Origin of the sequence: Actinoplanes cyaneus (genome assembly GCF_016862095.1) — a bacterium.
GTDB lineage: Bacteria > Actinomycetota > Actinomycetes > Mycobacteriales > Micromonosporaceae > Actinoplanes > Actinoplanes cyaneus.
Genome location: NZ_BOMH01000004.1, coordinates 100,553 through 117,444, shown reverse-complemented (window position 1 = coordinate 117,444; position 16,892 = coordinate 100,553). Strand labels below are relative to the sequence as shown.

At 72.0% G+C, this 16,892-nt stretch carries 15 protein-coding genes; 9 read left to right on the top strand and 6 right to left on the bottom strand.

The window, feature by feature from the left end; genetic code table 11:
• Positions 1-56: 56 nt before the first annotated feature.
• From secA2 to Acy02nite_RS03225, 5 genes are all read left to right on the top strand, one after another.
• Positions 57-2,348 carry an accessory Sec system translocase SecA2 gene (secA2, locus tag Acy02nite_RS03245; RefSeq protein WP_203738252.1) on the top strand — a complete coding sequence of 764 codons (2,292 nt, stop codon included), beginning with the start codon at positions 57-59 and terminating at the stop codon, positions 2,346-2,348.
• A 376-nt stretch (positions 2,349-2,724) separates the two neighbouring features.
• The gene (locus Acy02nite_RS03240) at positions 2,725-3,186 is read left to right on the top strand and encodes a winged helix-turn-helix domain-containing protein (RefSeq protein WP_203738251.1); all 462 of its coding nucleotides are present in this window, start codon (positions 2,725-2,727) and stop codon (positions 3,184-3,186) included.
• 163 nt (positions 3,187-3,349) lie between these two features.
• Positions 3,350-3,982, top strand: a complete 633-nt coding sequence (locus Acy02nite_RS03235; RefSeq protein ID WP_203738250.1) for a nucleoside/nucleotide kinase family protein — start codon at positions 3,350-3,352, stop codon at positions 3,980-3,982.
• A gap of 187 nt (positions 3,983-4,169) precedes the next feature.
• Positions 4,170-4,592: a TraR/DksA family transcriptional regulator gene (locus Acy02nite_RS03230; RefSeq protein ID WP_203738249.1), complete on the top strand. Its 423-nt coding sequence runs from the start codon at positions 4,170-4,172 to the stop codon at positions 4,590-4,592.
• Positions 4,593-4,687: 95 nt separating this feature from the next.
• Positions 4,688-5,581: a DUF72 domain-containing protein gene (locus Acy02nite_RS03225; RefSeq protein WP_203738248.1), complete on the top strand. Its 894-nt coding sequence runs from the start codon at positions 4,688-4,690 to the stop codon at positions 5,579-5,581.
• A gap of 29 nt (positions 5,582-5,610) precedes the next feature.
• On the opposite strand, the gene Acy02nite_RS03220 is transcribed toward Acy02nite_RS03225, so the two are convergent.
• Positions 5,611-6,441 (bottom strand): DUF72 domain-containing protein, encoded by an 831-nt coding sequence (locus tag Acy02nite_RS03220; protein WP_239174144.1) that lies wholly within the window; start codon positions 6,439-6,441, stop codon positions 5,611-5,613.
• A gap of 329 nt (positions 6,442-6,770) precedes the next feature.
• Between Acy02nite_RS03220 and Acy02nite_RS03215 the strand changes: the two genes are divergently transcribed.
• The 3 genes from Acy02nite_RS03215 to Acy02nite_RS03205 all read left to right on the top strand — a co-directional run bounded on the left by Acy02nite_RS03215 (position 6,771) and on the right by Acy02nite_RS03205 (position 8,152).
• Positions 6,771-7,364, top strand: a complete 594-nt coding sequence (locus Acy02nite_RS03215) for a hypothetical protein (protein WP_203738247.1) — start codon at positions 6,771-6,773, stop codon at positions 7,362-7,364.
• 120 nt (positions 7,365-7,484) lie between these two features.
• Positions 7,485-7,673, top strand: coding sequence for a hypothetical protein (locus Acy02nite_RS03210; protein WP_203738246.1), 189 nt, complete (start codon positions 7,485-7,487; stop codon positions 7,671-7,673).
• A gap of 308 nt (positions 7,674-7,981) precedes the next feature.
• Complete coding sequence (locus Acy02nite_RS03205; protein ID WP_203738245.1) at positions 7,982-8,152, top strand: hypothetical protein; 171 nt, start codon at positions 7,982-7,984, stop codon at positions 8,150-8,152.
• Between the two features lie 25 nt (positions 8,153-8,177).
• On the opposite strand, the gene Acy02nite_RS03200 is transcribed toward Acy02nite_RS03205, so the two are convergent.
• The 5 genes from Acy02nite_RS03200 to Acy02nite_RS03180 all read right to left on the bottom strand — a co-directional run bounded on the left by Acy02nite_RS03200 (position 8,178) and on the right by Acy02nite_RS03180 (position 14,043).
• Positions 8,178-8,879, bottom strand: coding sequence for a hypothetical protein (locus Acy02nite_RS03200; RefSeq protein ID WP_203738244.1), 702 nt, complete (start codon positions 8,877-8,879; stop codon positions 8,178-8,180).
• A gap of 112 nt (positions 8,880-8,991) precedes the next feature.
• Positions 8,992-11,706: an FtsK/SpoIIIE domain-containing protein gene (locus Acy02nite_RS03195; RefSeq protein ID WP_203738243.1), complete on the bottom strand. Its 2,715-nt coding sequence runs from the start codon at positions 11,704-11,706 to the stop codon at positions 8,992-8,994.
• Between the two features lie 42 nt (positions 11,707-11,748).
• A complete protein-coding gene (locus tag Acy02nite_RS03190; RefSeq protein ID WP_203738242.1) occupies positions 11,749-12,675 on the bottom strand; it encodes a hypothetical protein in 927 nt (308 codons plus the stop codon).
• Positions 12,676-12,679: 4 nt separating this feature from the next.
• A complete protein-coding gene (locus tag Acy02nite_RS03185) occupies positions 12,680-12,940 on the bottom strand; it encodes a hypothetical protein (RefSeq protein ID WP_203738241.1) in 261 nt (86 codons plus the stop codon).
• 710 nt (positions 12,941-13,650) lie between these two features.
• Positions 13,651-14,043, bottom strand: coding sequence for a PIN domain-containing protein (locus tag Acy02nite_RS03180; RefSeq protein WP_203738339.1), 393 nt, complete (start codon positions 14,041-14,043; stop codon positions 13,651-13,653).
• Positions 14,044-14,268: 225 nt separating this feature from the next.
• On the opposite strand from Acy02nite_RS03180, the gene Acy02nite_RS03175 reads away from it, so the two are divergent.
• Complete coding sequence (locus tag Acy02nite_RS03175) at positions 14,269-16,869, top strand: ATP-dependent Clp protease ATP-binding subunit (RefSeq protein ID WP_203738240.1); 2,601 nt, start codon at positions 14,269-14,271, stop codon at positions 16,867-16,869.
• Positions 16,870-16,892: the final 23 nt, after the last annotated feature.

Here is a 16,892-nt window from a genome sequence, read left to right as displayed (position 1 = left end):
CGGCGCGCGGGAGTCCGGCGGATGGTCAACAGCGAAATAAAGTACCGTTGCGCGCCATGGGTGTGTCGCAGCGTTTGAAGAACCGATTCCGCAAGTTTTTGCAGCGTCCCGGCACGACTGTGGACCTCGGCCCGCTGTCGAAGCGCCTGGACGCGATCGAGGCCCGCGAAGAGGCTCTGAAGGAGTTGGACGACGCGGCGCTGACCGACGCCGCGCGGGAGGCGTCCGACTTCACGGAGATCTGCGCGGTGGGCCGGGAGGCCGCCCGCCGGGCGATCAGTCAGCGGCCGTACGACGTTCAGCTGCTCGGCGCGATGGCCCTGCTCTCCGGGCGGGTCGCCGAGATGGCCACCGGTGAGGGCAAGACGCTCACCGCCACGATCGCCGCGTACGGGCACACCCGCCTGGGCAACGGCCCGGTGCACGTGCTGACCGTCAACGACTACCTGGCCAAGCGCGACGCCGAGTGGATGGAGCCGATCTACACGCTGCTCGGCCTGACCGTCGGCTCGGTGACCGAGGCGATGACCCCGGAGGAGCGCCGGGAGGCGTACGCGGCGGACGTCACCTACGTGTCCGTCTCCGAGGCCGGCTTCGACTACCTGCGCGACCAGCTGGTCACCGACGTGGCCGACCGGGTGCAGCGCGACCTGGCGACCGCGATCGTCGACGAGGCCGACTCGATCCTGATCGACGAGGCGCGCGTGCCGATGGTGCTGGCCGGCTCGACGAACACCGAGAGCGACCCGGTCCACGAGGCCGCCGAGCTGGTCAAGACCCTGCGCAACGGCAAGGACTACGAGGTCGCCGAGGACGGGCGCAGCGTCGCCTTCACCGAGGCCGGCCTGAAGAACGTCGAGGAGAAGCTCGGCGGCATCGACCTGTACGCCGACGACCAGGTCGAGCACCTGTCCGCGGTGAACGTCGCCCTGCACGCGCACGCCCTGCTGCGCCGCGACGTGGACTACATCGTCCGTAACGGCGGGGTCGAGCTGATCGACGAGATGCGCGGCCGGGTCGCCCAGCGCCGCCGCTGGCCGGACGGGCTGCAGGCGGCCGTCGAGGCCAAGGAAGGGCTGTCCGCCACCGCCGAGGGCGAGGTGCTGAACACCGTCACGGTGCAGGCGTACATCGCGCTCTACAAGACGGTCTGTGGCATGACGGCGACCGCGGTGCACGTCGGCGAGCAGCTCCGGGAGTACTTCAAGCTCGAGGTGGCGGTCGTCCCGTCGAACACACCCAACATCCGTGAGGACGACCCGGACCGGATCTACTCGGCGCACGACACCCGCGACGAGGCGCTGGTCGAGGAGATCAAGATCGCGCACGACAAGGGCCGCCCGGTCCTGATCGGCACCCTCGACGTGAAGGCGTCCGAGCGGCTGGCCGAGCAGCTCGCCGAGGCCGGCGTGCCGTGCCACGTGCTGAACGCCAAGAACGATGCCGAGGAGGCGTCGATCATCGCCGAGGCCGGTGCGGTCGGTGCGGTCACCGTCTCCACCCAGATGGCCGGCCGTGGTGTCGACATCCGCCTCGGTGGCAGCGACGAGAAGGACCGCGACAAGGTCGTCGAGCTCGGCGGGCTGTACGTGATCGGCGCCGGCCGCCACGACAGCCGCCGCGTCGACGACCAGCTGCGTGGCCGGGCCGGCCGCCAGGGCGACCCGGGCGCCTCGGTCTTCTTCGTCAGCCTCGAGGACGAGCTGGTCTCCCGGCACGCGGGCGACATCCTGCCGGCGTCGCCGCGGATGGACATGGACGGCGTCGTGCACGACCCGCAGGTGGACTACGCGGTCGAGCACGCGCAGCGGGTCGCCGAGGGCGTCAACCACGAGATCCACCGCAACACCTGGCGCTACAGCGTGGTGATCGAGCAGCAGCGCCTGCTGCTGGCCGAGCGCCGGGAGCGGCTGCTCACCTCCGAGGTGGCCGCGATCATGCTGCTGGAGAAGTCGCCGGAGAAGGCGAAGGAGACCGACGAGGACGTGCTCTCCGACGCGGCCCGGGCAATCGCGCTCTTCCACCTCGACCGGCTCTGGGCGGACCACCTGGCGTACCTGTCGGAGGTCCGTGAGGGCGTGCACCTGCGGGCCCTGGGCAAGCTCGACCCGCTCGACGAATTCCACCGCTCCGCGGTTCCGGCGTTCCAGGATCTGCTCACGAAGGTCGAGGAGCGGACCATCGAGACGTTCGAGGAGGTCGATCTCACCGACGGCTGGGAGCCGGACCGGGCCGAGATCGTCCGGCCGAGCGCGACGTGGACCTACCTGGTGCACGACAACCCGTTCGGCTCCGAGCTGGACCGGTTGATCGCGGCTGTCGGCCGCCGTCTCACGTCGGGTGGCTGATTTCACGTTTTTTTAGCATGTAGGGGGCGTCGCTCGAGCGTGACGCCCCCTACATGCTGTTCCGGCCCAGGTCAGACGCATGGGGTTCGGCAATGCTTAATGCAGCTGACAGAAAGCGTTACCGAATGCATTCGTGTTACCGGGAACAATGTGGAACGTCTTTCTCACACTGTGGATGGCGACTTGACCCGCAAAGCGGCCGACCGGAAATATCAGGCGCGCATTAACGCACAGTGATCACTCATATTCGTTTGCCGCAACAAATTTCCTGGGGGATCAATCAATGCCGGTCAGCGCATTGTCGCCGCGAGCCGATCGACGTTCTGCCGGACCGGGCCGCGGCCCAGGCAACCGGCGCTCCGAACCGGCGCTGACCGTGACGCTCGCCATTCCACTCACCGGCGACGCGGTCTCCCCGCAGGCGCACCGCCTGCTCGCCGCAGTCCGTGAGCTCGTCGAGCTCAGCCGCGGGACGGTCACCGTGGAGTCGGCTTCGCTGCCGGCCGAGCCGGAGCCCGAGCCCGCTCCCAGTGGCCCCGAGGTGCGGCTGCTGACCGGCTCCCGCCAGGTGCTGCTGGAGGGTGAGGCGGTCCCGCTGACCCGTCTGGAGTTCGACCTCCTGCTCTACCTCGCCGAGCGGCCGCGCCGGGTGTTCAGCCGGGCCCAGCTGCTCGCCGGCGTGTGGGGTTACGAACGGGCCGGGGAGCGCACCGTCGACGTGCACGTCCGGCGGCTGCGGCTCAAGCTGGGCGCGAGCGTGCCCGCCGTCACCACCGTCTACGGCGTGGGCTACCGGCTGGCCGACGACGCCCGGGTCACGATCATGCCGCACGATTGAGCGTCTGTGCGCGGGCCGACGGCGCCCGGGTGACGACCATGCCGCACATCTGGGCGCCTGTGCGCGGGCCGATGGTGCGCGGGTCACGATCCTGCCGCACATCTGGGCGCCTGCGCGCGGGCCGATGGCGTCCGGGTGACGATCATGCCGCACGATGGAGCACATGCGTGTGCGTCCCGTCTCGTTCGCCGTCCTCGTCCATGATCTGACGCAACGGCTGGCCGGTCGGGAATCCGACAGTAGGGTCCGGGTGGCCGTGGACGGCGCGGACGCGGCCGACCCGGGCCGGCTCGCCGACGCCCTGGTCGACCCGCTTCGGGTCCTCGGGCGACCGGCCGTGCGCGTCGACACCAGGGATTTCCTGCGGCCGGCGTCCGTCCGGCTGGAGTTCGGGCGGGAGAATCCGGACTCTTTCTACACCGGCTGGTTCGACGAGGCGGGCCTGATCCGCGAAGTGCTCGACCCGGCCAGGCCCGGCGGCTCCGGGCGCATCGTCACGCGTCTGTGGAACCCGGACACCGACCGGGCTGCCCGCGAGCCCTACCGCGACCTCCCGGAGAACGCGATCGTGCTGGTCAGCGGGCCGTTGCTGCTCGGCTCCGGGCTGCCCTTCGACCTCACCGTCCACCTTGAGATGTCGGCCGCCGCGCTGGAACGGCGGACACCCGGCGAGACTCGGTGGACGTTGCCGGCCTTCGCCCGATATGTGGACGAGGTCGCCCCCGCGACGTTCGCCGACGTGGTCGTCCGGCTGGACGATCCGCAGCGTCCGGCCCTGGTCACAGCGGTGGAGTGACCCGCAGGGTGATGGTCGGCACAAGACCCGTATGCCGAGTCCGTGGCGGAACCCACCACTGACAGTTATGCTCCGGTTACTTTTTTGCGGGGGTCTCGTTTGGGACCTCCGGCGGTGGGTATCAGGCGGCTCCACAAGCCGGTCCGGGGACCCACCGGCTGGGCTGAGGGAAGGGCAGGGGGACTGCATGCTCGTCAACGGAGCGGTTGTGGCCGGTAAGGGCGGTAGCGCGGTGAATCGACGTTCGTCCGAGGAGGTCGACCAGATCCGGGTGCTCCTGCGGGCCAGGTTCGAGGAGCTCGACGCGGAGTACGAGGAGGCTGTCGCGCAGAGCCATCGGCTGCGGCTGGTCGAGATCGGCGACTCGGCCGGGGACGACCAGGCCGACAGCGGGTCCAAGACGGCCGAGCGGGACGCTGCCGGGTCGCTGCTGCGGACGCTGCTCGACCGCCGGACCCAGGCGGAGTATGCGATGCAGCGGCTCGAGGACGGGACGTACGGGAACTGTGAGGGGTGCTCCAACCCGATTCCGGTGGAGCGGCTCGAGGTGTTCCCGTCGGCGACCACGTGCGTGAACTGCAAGCAGGTCCGGGAGCGCCGGGCCAGCTGAGGCGTTTCGGCGTCGTTCGCGGCGCCGGCAGGTGCCTGTTCCGGGCGCCGGTGGGTGCCCGTTTCCGTGGGGGCGGGAGCGGGCACCAGGCAGACATGGGACGGATCAGGATCGGGACCTGTGGCTGGACCGACAAGACGCTGATCGAGTCGGGGTGGTACCCGGCGGCGGCCGACAACCCGGAGAAGCGTCTGGCCTACTACGCGCGGCAGTTCCCGGTCGTCGAGGTCGACTCGACGTACTACGGGCCGCCGAACGAGCGGACCACGCGACTGTGGGCCGACCGCACGCCGGACGGCTTCATCTTCAACATCAAGGCGTTCAGTCTGCTGACCGGGCATCCGACCAGGGTTTCCGCGCTCTACAAGGACCTGCGGCCGGAGACGGCCAAGAAGAACGTCTACCCCCACGATCTGCCACCGCAGACGTACGAGGAGGTCTGGAGCCGCTTCCTGACCGCGCTCGACCCGCTGGCCTCGGTCGACAAGCTCGGGGCGCTGCTGTTCCAGTTCCCGCCGTGGTTCGGCATCAGTAGGTCCAACAAGGAATACCTCCTGGAGGTTACGGCCCGGTGCAAGCCGTTCCGGCCGGTGTTCGAGTTCCGCAACGCGAGCTGGTTCGAGGGCGGGAATCAGGGCGAGACGCTGGATTTTCTCCGGGCGCACCGCCTTCCGTACGTCGCCGTGGACATGCCGCAGGGACACAAGTCGTCGGTGCCGCCGGTGCTGGAGGCGACGGCCGATCTGGCGGTCGTGCGATTTCACGGGCACAGCGACAAGTGGACGAGCAAGGACATTCAGGAGAAGTTCGGGTATCGCTATTCCGACGAGGAACTTGCCGAGTGGGCGCCGAAACTGCGATCCCTCGCCGCTCAGGCGAATAGCACACATGTGCTGATGAACAATTGCCTCGGCGATTATGCGCAGCGGAACGCGACGACCCTGATCGATCTGCTGGGCGAGACCGCCGAATCCGCGCCCGGTTCCTGATCGGTGCTCGACGAAGAAGCGCGCCCCGCTCAGCCTGTGGCGGCCGGGCGGGCGTGGACGTCCGGCACGCGGCTGACCTCCAGCCCGCGTCGCGCCGCCATCCGGGCCAGGACACCGGCGTCGATCACGGCGGCGCCACCGGGGTCATTGTTGAAGAAGACGAACCATTCCCGTACGCCATCGGCCTCCATCCGATCCAGCCACGTCCCCAGCGCCGACCGCCCGTAGCGGGGCCACGGCCGCGCCGCCCCCTCGTGGAAGCGCAGATAGCCGAAGTCCGCGGTGCGCCACAGCGGTGTCACCGGCCGGCCCTTGCGATCCGCCCAGCACAGCGCCGCCCCGTACCCCCGGAGCAGTTTCTCGCAATCGGTGGTGAACCAGCTCTCGTGCCGCGGCTCGACGGCGACCCGCACCCCGGCCGGGAAGAGGGACAGCGTCTCGTCCAGCGCGCCGAGATCCGCCCGCAGGTTCGGTGGCAGCTGCAGCAGCACCGGGCCGAGCTTGTCGCCGAGCCCCTCGGTCCGGCCCATGAACCGGGCCACCGGCTCGGCCGGCTCCCGCAGCCGCTTGATGTGCGTCAGGTAGCGGCTCATCTTGACCGCGACGACGAACCCCTCGGGCGTCCGCTCGCGCCACGCGGCGAACGTCTCCCGCTCGGGCAGCCGGTAGAACGCGTTGTTCACCTCGACGGTGGCGAACCGCTCCGCGTAATGCTCCAGCCAGAGCCGCTGCGGCAGCGACGCCGGATAGAGGAACCCCGTGTCGCCGGCGCCCTTGGGCGGGCGCCAGTCCTTGTACTGCCAGCCGGACGTGCCGATCCACAACACATCGCTCGCATACCCATCCCCTTCCGGTTCCATCCGCGGCATCTGCGCCGCTGCAACCCAGGCTGGGCTTTGCCCCAGGGGCAGAGTCAACCCCTCGTCATCCGGGTCACACCGAGCCCGAGCCGGCGTAGGCCGGTGCCGCCGACGGCGTAAGGGCTGGCCGCGGTGCAGGGCTGGCCGCGGTGCAGGGCCGGCACGAAGAGCGGCCCGTGACCCGCGCCGGTGCCGCCTCCGGCCAACGGTGACCTCCCTCCAGCGGGGGAGGCGAACCCCTCGCCACGGGGATCAATCGTCGTCGAACTCCGACGAGTCTGGACCGCGAAGGCGCCACCACCGTGGCGGCGCCCACCGGAGGGACGACGATGAGAAACACGGTTCGATGGGTCGCCGCAGCGGCGGCCACGATCACGATCGCCGGCGGGGCCGTCCCGGCCTCCGCGAACGACCCGGTCTCCCGGGTCACCGGCACCGCCGAGTTCCGGTTGCCTTTCGCGCCCGACAACGACGTACGCCAATTCAGCTTTGATGTGAAAGCCGACCCCTTCACCCGTCCGCTGCCGGGTCGCCCGCAGGGTCTGCCGATGGACGCGACCGGCACCGTCCGGGTCTCGCACCACGTCGCCACGTCGAACGTCACCGTGACGTTCGAGGCCGCCGTCGACTGCCTGATCACCAGTCCCGGGTACGCCGCGATGACCGCCGTCGTCACGCGAGCCGACACCCCGGTCGCGGACTGGGTCGGCAAGCGGGTCGGTTTCAGTGTCCAGGACGGCGGCCGTGGCGGTCACGGCGACCGGGCCGGGTACAGCTGGTCGATGAGCGCCGACCAGGAGGAGGACGGCACCTGGGTGCAGGCCCGGGTCGGCACCTGCCTGGCACCGGCCCCGTTCGGCCCGGTCACACGCGGTGACTTCCGGGTCCGCCACGTGGAGTTGCGGGAGGATCCTCAGCCGTGACCGGGGCGGGGCCGCCGCACGGGGAGCGGCCCCGCCCACCCCGTTCCGCTGAGTCCGCGGGCCCGGGACGAATGCGCGGTAACGCTGGTTCCGGGGCCCGCCGGAGGGTAGAACGAGAACATGACCGATGCGCACGACGAGCTGGACGCCCGCCCGCCGCAGCCGGGCGACACGACCGGTCCCGAGTTCGACACCGCCGGTGACCTGGAGTATGACGAGGCCCATGGGGCCGGCCAGCACCTGGATGTTCCGGAGGCGCTGGTCGAGGAGGCCGAGCGCCGGCGAGCCGCGGCCCGGCCACGCTCCTGAGCTCGGTTCGCGGCCGGCCGGACTCCGGGATGCGGGCCGGCGGGAGTTTTCCACACCGGCGCGTTGTCCACAGGCGGCCGGCATGATCTTGGGCGTCGGGACGATACTGGTCAGCGGGGGCTCCCCCTTGGGAGGGTGGGTCCTGTGATGACGGGCGGATTGGCCGTGTGACGACGGACCGCCGCTGACAGCGGATCGGGATGTCGTCGCCCCGGGAGCCCACCGCCATCCGTCTCACGACAGGCGGGTGCGTCGTGTCACGACTCCGGCTGTGCATTCACGGCGTCTGATGGGGTACGCACCCACTCATGACCGACCCGAATGACGACCTCGACAGCATCGCCGATTCCGGAGTCCCGGAGCAGGACGACGAGTACCAGGACGAGAACCCCGATCACGACGAGAGCCGGCGTGGCATCCCCGGGGCCGCCGTGGACAGCCCCGCCGCTCAGGGCAGCCCTGTCGGCCCGCCCGATTGAGATCAACCCAGGTGTGCGTACGCCGTCAGGAGCCGGCGTATTGCACCGCCGTGAACAGCAGCATCGCGGTCACCAGCCCCGTGCCGAGCACGGTCACGACCGCAGCCGTGTCGAGCCCGGTCTTCCGCCGGTCCGCGACGAGTTTCGCCGCGACCACCGCGAGGACCGGGCAGGCGAGCAGCACCAGCAGCGCGACGACCGGGGCGGCCTGGTGCCAGTCCCCGATGGCCGCCGCTCCGGTCTCACGCAGCACCTGGTTGCCGATCGCCCCGAGGATCCCGCCCACCAGCCCGAAGATCACGAAGAGCACCTTGACGCCGAACGTGATCGGCCGCGCCGGCGGCGTCCACTTGATCCGTTTCTCGACCTCGGCCAGGTATTCGCCGGGTGGCCGCTCGTCGGCGCGCTGCCGGGGGATGCCGGCCGGCGGCAGTTTCCCGAAGCGTTCGGCGACCGCCCCGACCCGGTGCACGTACTCGGCCCAGAGCCCGGCCGCCCGCGCGTCGACCTCCTCGAGGTCGCGCCGCGCCTTCTTGACCGCCTGCCGGGCGGCCCGCACCTGAGTCTCGGCGTCCCGCACGGCCTCGGCGGCGGTCGCGCGCTGGTCGGTGTGCCACTGTTCGGCCTCGGCGCGCAGCCGGGCGGCCCGCTGGTCCAGCGTGGTCAGCCGGCGCAGCACGGTCCGGTAGTCGGCCCGGTCGAAGTCGGCCGGTTGCAGATCGCTCATGCCGCCACCTCCGCTGCTCTCCGGCGTTGCCATGAGGCCAATACCGAGCCTGATGACTCACTCGCAGCTCGATCACGCCGCCAGGAGTTCAGGACCGAGCCCGAGGATTCGCTCATGAGGCACCGTACGGAATGATCACTTCGGCGCCGCGGTGCACCGAGCGGTCGAAGTGGAGCGCCCGCCAGGGCCGCGGGTACCAGTTCGGCGCCCCGGTCCCCGGGTAGAACGGCGCGAGCTCGCTGCCGTGCACGTCCAGCGCCACCCACGCGCCGATCGGGTCGGTGCGCGAGCCCGGCCCGCCGAGCGTGTCGCGCAGCAGCCCGGCGCCGCGCCACCAGCCGAGCACGTGCAGCCGGCGTTCCGGGCCCTGTCGCAGCACGGTCCGCAGGTGGTCGAGGGTCGCCTTGCCACCGGGGAGCGCGTCCGCGGCGTACAGCAGGATGAAGTGCGGCCGGTCGGCGGGCCACGCCGCGGTGGACTCGGCGGCCGCGTCCTCCAGGAGCCAGTCGACGTTCGACGCGTCGTACCATCCACAGTCCGGGATCCGGGCGTGCAGCGCCTCGGCGGCGGGCCGCGCGTCCGGGTCGAAGCAGGCGATCGAGAAGCGTGCCCCGTCCCGGCTGAACTGGGCGGCGAGCGAGCGCCCGGCGGTCGCCAGCACCGCGCAGGCCTCCTCGACGCGGGTGCCGAGCACGGCCAGGTTGCGGCCGGGCGCGCGGCGCAGCACGGTCCGCCCGGAGCGGGACATCACGTCGATCGTTTCGCCGAGCAGCGCCACCGGGGCGGGGGAGTCCTCGGCGACCAGCGCCCGGAAGTCGGGGCTGCTGTCGAGCTTGGGCTGCACGTCGCCGTCGAAGAGGCGGGGCGGCAGCTCGCCCGGGGGCAGCCGGCGCCACAGCCGGTGCTGCAGCGCGCTCCACTGCTCGCGGTCCCCGGCGGCCGGCACCCGCACGATCTGGTTCGCGTCGGTCGCCCCGGAGTCGGAGTTGACCACGGCGTGGTAGCGGGGCAGCGACTCGGCGGCGGTGTTCTGCTCGGCGAGCACCCGGCGGGCCCGGGGCAGAGCGATCCGCAGCGTGAACTGGGCTACCAGCGCCGGGCGGCCCCACAGCGCCTCGATGCCGGAGATGTCCTGGCTGGCCAGGATCAGGTGGATGCCCTGCGAGCGGCCGCGGCGGGCCAGGTCCTCCAGCAGGTCGACGGCCTCGGTGGTGACCGCGTCCCGCCCGGAGAGCAGCACCTGGAACTCGTCGACGACGGCGACGATCCGTGGCCAGACGCCTTCCGGGTTCTCCGCGCGCAGCTCGGCCAGGTTCGTGACCTCGTGCTGTTTCGCCGCGTCGGCCCGCCGTCGCAGCTCCGCGCCGAGGAAGCGCAGCAGCGCCAGGCCGAACTCACGGTCGGTGTTGACGTTCACCCCGACCAGCCGGACGTGCGGCAGCCAGCTCTGGTCCCGGCGGCCGGGCGCGAAGCGGGCGAACGACACGCCCTCCTTGAAATCGAGCAGGTAGAAGGCCAGCTCGGCGGGGGAGTAGCGGGCCGCCAGCGCGCCCATCCACGCGTAGATCAGGTTCGTCTTGCCGGTGCCGGACGGCCCGGCGATCAGCGCGTGCGGCGGGTAGTCGCTGAGCGTGACCTGCACCCGGGTGCCCTGCGGACTGTCGCCCAGTGGCGCGGTCAGCCCGTTCGCCGAGCTCTCCCGCCATTCCTCGCTCTCGTCGGGCAGCAGGCTGTCCAGCGCGACCGGGGCGGGACCGGCCGCGACGGCCTCGGCGATCTGCCGGCACGTGGCGGTGAGCACGGCCGGCGGCGGGCCGGGGTCGAGACGGATCAGCAGGTCACCGCCGCTGCTCATCCGCGCGTCGTTGCCGGGGGCGGCGGTGACGCACTCGATCCCCGGCCCGGGGTCGACCCGCAGCCCGTGGACGATCAGGTGCACTCCGCAGGCCGCACCCGTCCGCAGCAGGCGTTCCAGCTGGGTACGCTCGTGCCGGTTCAGCTCGCCGGCGCCGAGCAGCACCGCGACCCGCCACGGCTCCGGCCGGCGCTTGGTGGCCGCGTGCAGCTCGCGCAGCGAGGAGTACTCCCCGGCCAGCACCGTCTCGTTGATCCGCCGTACGTGCCCGACCAGGTCGTCGAGCAGCTGGGACAACGCGTTCGGCGCGACGAACGTGAGCACCCGCGGCGGGGCGAGCGCGGCGAACCCGGCCAGCCCGCCGCCGAGGTGCTCCGGGTCGTACCCGATCACCTGCACCGTGCCCGGCACACTCGTCCCGAGCGCACGCAGCAGCAGACCGGCCACCACGTCGTCGCCGAGTTTCCGGTCGCCCTGCACGACGACGTGCCCGTGGTCGAGCAGCTGCACCAATGCCGGCACCTCGGGGGACTCCGGCGGCGGGGACACCGTCGCGTCCTCGTCCCACGGCCAGGGGCGGCCCGGCTCGGCCGGGGCCGCCGGCGCGGGGGCGGCCGGCAGCAGCAACCGCCCGATCCGCAGCTCGGCCGGCTTCGCCAGCGGGGTCGGCTCCCACGAATGCCACGGCTCGCCGGCCGCGCCGGGCGCCGCCCGGTCAGCCGCGCCGGCTGCCGCCCCGGCCAGCGCGCCGAGCTCGGTGTCGTGCCACTCGTCGATCGAGCGCAGCCGCTCGTCGCGCGCGGCGGCCAGTTTGCGTTCCCGGCTCTGTGCCGCGGCGCGGATCCGCTCCCAGCGCGTGGTCGCTTCGCCCGCCTCGTGCTCGGCGTCGGCGAGAGCGTGCCCCGCGGCGCCGAGGGCGTGGGACAGCCCGGTCCGGATCTCCACGACCTGCTGTTTCGTGGACTCAGTCATGGCCCGCCGGAATCGTCGTCGTTACCCTGCCCCGTGAGATCATCAAGCCTGCTCACCGGCCTCTTCCCGAGGACGCACGGGTTCCGGTGCGCTCGGGTCCAGCGCGTCCGCGTCCCGGCCGAGCCGGGCCAGCAGCACCCCGGTCAGCACGCTCGCGGTCACCGCGCTGTCCGCCGGGTGCGGGGCCGGCCGGTCGCCTCGCTCGGTCGCCGGCACCCGGCAGATCCGGTCGATCAGCGTCTCCAGCACGGCCGGCGAGGTGCCCGGCAGCAGCGACCGGACCCGGCCCTCGGCGGCGCTGCGCAGCCGGGGCACGTCCTCCGGGCGCGGCTCGTGCCCGAGCAGGTCGCCGGCGAGCCGGTGCAGGACCGGCGGAGTCATCGCGGACAGCCCGAGGCCGGTCGCGGCGTTCACGCCGTGCAGCTCACGGCCGAGGCGGGCCCGGTCGCCGGCGCGGACCCCGGCCGCCACCCGGCGCAGCAGATCTGCGGTGCCGGTGGTCCCGGCCCGCTGATCCCCGCCCTGTTGATCCCCGCTCGGCTGGTCGCCGCTCCGCTCCGGGGCCGGCTCGCCGGTGAGCTCGGCGACGCGCGCCTGCCACCAGGGACCCAGACGCTCCGGCGTCTCCGGCCGCGGCCCGGACTCCGCGGGCTCGCGCGGCTCGTCGGGCCGCACCGACTCGCGCCACTCCTGGCCACGTGGCGCGCCGGGAACCCCGCCGAGACCGAGCACGGCAAGATAGGCCTCGATCGCGTCCTCGGCGAGGCGCAGCGCGGCGGCCGCCCGCTCGGCGTGCTCGGTCGCGTTACCCAGCTCGGGCACGCCGATCTTCTGCTCGGACGCCTCACGCACCCAGTTCAGCAGCTCGGTGGCGGCGCGCAGTTTCTCCATGGCCTTGACGACCAGCCCGTCGGGCAACTCGCCCGAGGCGGCCCGGAGCTGGGCGCCGAGATCTTCCAGGACTGACATCGCGTCAGAGCATCGCCGTGTAGTTCTGGGCGGCCTCGATCGCGACCTGGGTCGCGCTGAAGCACTCCTCGAGCTGCTGGTCGGCCTGGGAGAGCGAGGCCTGAGCGGTGCCGACGGCCTCGTGCGCGCCACCCTCCAGCGCGGCGGCCAGGCTCTGCTGAGCCTCGCCGAGCTTCTCCCGAGCCGCCTGTATCGCCGCCTGCCCCTCGTTCACCTGCTGGACAGCGGCATCCACGGCCGCTCTGAGCTCGGCGACACTGGCCACCCGTTCGGCCTCCTGTAACTCAACCCACTTGCGACTCCAGCGTAACGCCCAGCCCGGTCCGTGTTCCCCTCGGCCGCGCCTTTTCGCACCTTACGGAGCAAAAAGACGCACCAGCAGTCCGACGATCGACAGGGGTGATCGCGCAGGTGGGACACGATTTCCGGCGACGTCCATTGTGGATCATGCCACCTTTGGCCCGGCAGCCGACCCCCACCCATACTCTTACCCCCATTCAAGATCACAATCATCATTTCCCACGTCCGCCGTGGTCCGGATCGTCGCTCCCGCGGGGACCCCTGCGGGCTGAGCAGGGCGCGGGGCGCCCAGAACGCTCACCCCTCCGGGGCGGCCTCCGCCGCGGCTCACGGTCAGAGCAACAGATCCACCCACCCCTACCCCTTCCCGAGAAGCCCCGCCCGTCGAGGTCCGCGACGTCCGCCGTGGTCACGCCAGCAGCGCGCCCGCGCTCCCGGCTGGTTCTCATGGGCGTTATGAGGCACGAATAACGCCCATGAGAACCAGCCCGAACCGTGACCCGCGCCAGAAACCGTGACGCAGCGCTGACCGGGCGGCCCGTGCCCGCTGGCGGCTCCCGTCGGGCGGGCCGCTCACGCGGGGTGGGTGACCGGCGCCGGGCGGGCGGCTCGGGCTCGGTGGGTGACCGGCGTCGGGACCTCGGCCGGCCTGGGCTCGGCGGCCGGGGTGACGGGTCAGCGGGGCACCGCGGACGGCCCGAGGATCTCGGCGCCGAGGGCCACGGCACGGTCACGAAGGCCGCGGTCGGCGGTGACGACGACGATGCGGCGGGGGCGGGGCTCACCCCGTACCAACTCGATGATCTTGTCGTCGCCGGAGCCGGAAGCGCGCTCGATGCGCACGCCGGGCGGGCCCTGCGGGATGTCCCGGGCCTTGCCCTCGACCACCAGGATCACCTCGACCGGCGCCGGGATGCCGCCCAGCCCGGTGGCCGGCAGCGCCGCCAGACGGTCCCGCAGCCGGACCGCGGCACCGGCCCGATCGCGCCACCAGCCGTCCGGGACCGAGCCGACCACGTTCGCCCCGTCCACGACGATCAGCGGCGGAGACTCCGGTTCACCGGACACGGCCGCCTGTGATGTGGCTACCTGAAACGGGGACTCCGGTGACGTGGGCACGGCTTCGGGGAAGGCGGGTTCCCGGAAGGCGGGCGTCAGGGGGTCGGACATGAAGTTGAGCGTACCCCTGTCAACTTTTTGCGAGGAACGGGAATCAGCGTCCCGTCTCATGCGCTTCTAACAGTCGGTGGCGGGTATTGAGCCGCCGGTGGAGTACCAGGGGAAGAGGGACTGATGAGCATCGGACCGTTGGGGCCGGGTGGCCCCGGTCAGTGGGACGACCTGTTGGCGCGCTTCTTCGGTGCGGCCGAGCCGCGCCGGGCGTCGCAGCGGATCGACATCGCCCGCTACATGAGCAACGACGCACGCCAGGTGCTGGCCGACGCCGCCCGGCGCGCCGCGGACCTGGGGGCCGGCGACGGCGGACTCGCCGACCTGGACACCGATCACCTGCTCTGGGCCGTCCTGCAGCAGGAGCCGATGAAGCAGACCGTGCGCCGGGCCGGCGTCGACCCGCAGGTCCTGCTCGGCGAGCTGGACACGCGCCTCGGTGGCGCCGACGACGCGGCCCGGACCGCCGCGGCGAACCGGCGTGCCGACATGGGAGCGCCCGGCCGTGACCACCCCGAGCAGGTCGCGCTGACCCCGGCTGCCAAGCGCGCGCTGCTGGACAGCCTGCAGATCTCCCGCGCGGTGGGCGCGTCCTACATCGGGCCGGAGCACATCCTGATGGCGCTCGGCCTGAACACCGACTCGGCCGCCGGGCGCCTGCTGGCCGGCCGTCTCGACCCGCGCGCGATCCCGAACCCGGAGACCCCGGCCGGCCCGACCGGCGGTGGGCAGGGCGGGTCCCGCGGTGGCGGGCGCGGCAGCAACGCGGCGACGCCGACGCTGGAGCAGTTCGGCGTGGACCTGACCGAGGTGGCCCGGCGCGGCGAGATCGACCCGGTGATCGGCCGGGCCGACGAGATCGAGCAGGCCATCGAGATCCTGTCCCGGCGCACCAAGAACAACCCGGTCCTGATCGGTGAGGCCGGCGTCGGCAAGACCGCGATCGTCGAGGGCCTGGCCCAGCGGATCGTGGACGGCGAGGTGCCGCTGACCCTGCAGGACAAGCGGGTCGTCCAGCTGGACCTGGCCGGCCTGGTCGCCGGCACGCGGTACCGCGGCGACTTCGAGGAGCGGCTCCGCAAGATCATCGACGAGATCCAGGCGTCCGGGGACGATCTGGTCGTCTTCATGGACGAGATCCACACCCTGGTCGGCGCCGGTGGTGGCGGCGAGGGCGGCGGGATGGACGCCGGCAACATGCTCAAGCCGGCCCTGGCCCGCGGCAAGCTGCGGGTCATCGGCGCGACCACCCTCGACGAGTACCGGAAGAACATCGAGAAGGACGCGGCGCTGGCCCGTCGCTTCCAGCCGGTGCTGGTCGGCGAGCCGACCGTGGAGGACGCCGTCGCGATCCTGCGCGGGCTGCGGGACAACTACGAGGCGCACCACCAGGTGCGGATCACCGACGAGGCGCTCGACGCCGCCGTGGTGCTCTCCGACCGGTACATCACCGACCGGTTCCTGCCGGACAAGGCGATCGACCTGGTCGACCAGGCCGGCGCGCGGGTGCGGCTGCGCGTCAAGACGCCCGACGCCAACCTGCGTGAGCAGGAGCGTGAGCTGGAGCAGCTCACGCGGGACCGGGACCAGGCCGTGCACGCGGAGAACTACGAGGTCGCGTCGCAGCTCAGGGACCGGATCAACGAGCTGAAGGCGCAGATCGCCGGCGCCGGGGCGGGTGCCGACGGGGTTCCGCGGGTCACCGAGGCGGACATCGCCGAGGTGGTCTCCCGGGCCACCGGCATCCCGGTCGCGCAGCTGACCGAAGCCGAGCGGGACCGCCTGCTCCGGCTGGAGCAGCACCTGCACGAGCACGTGATCGGCCAGGAGGACGCGGTCAGCGCGGTCGCCGAGGCGGTTCGCCGCTCGCGTGCCGGGCTGGGCGACCCGGACCGGCCGGTGGGCAGCTTCCTGTTCCTCGGCCCGACCGGGGTCGGCAAGACCGAGCTGGCGCGGTCGCTCGCGGAGGCGCTGTTCGGTGACGCCGACCGGATGATCCGGCTCGACATGAGCGAGTTCCAGGAGCGGCACACGGTGTCGCGCCTGGTCGGGGCGCCGCCCGGATACGTCGGCTACGACGAGGCGGGGCAGTTGACCGAGGCGGTGCGGCGCAGGCCGTACAGCGTGGTGCTCCTCGACGAGATCGAGAAGGCCCATCCGGACGTGTTCAACATCCTGCTGCAGGTGCTCGACGACGGGCGCCTGACCGACAGTCAGGGGCGGACCGTCAGCTTCAAAAACACCGTCCTGATCATGACCAGCAACCTCGGGTCCGACCTGATCAGCGGCACCACCCGCAGCGTCGGGTTCGGTGGCGGGGAGGCCGGCGACGAGCTCCACGACCGGATCGACCGGCGGCTCAAGGAGCAGCTGCGGCCGGAGTTCATCAACCGCATCGACGAGATCATCATCTTCCGGCAGCTGGAGACCGACCAGCTCCGGAAGATCACCGAGATGCTGCTGGAGTCGACCCGGCGGCGGTTGCACGCCCAGGACGTGACGCTGGAGATCACCACGGCGGCGGTCGACTGGCTGGCGGACCGGGGGTACCAGCCCGAGTTCGGGGCCCGGCCGCTGCGCCGGACCATCCAGCGGGAGCTGGACAACCGGCTGTCGAAGCTGCTGCTGGCGGCGGATCTGGCGCCGGGGCAGACCGTGCGGGTGGACGCCCGGGACGGGGCGCTGACGTTCGACGTCGAGTCGGCGTCGCTGAGCGCGCGGTGAGGTAATCACCGGGAACGGCGCCG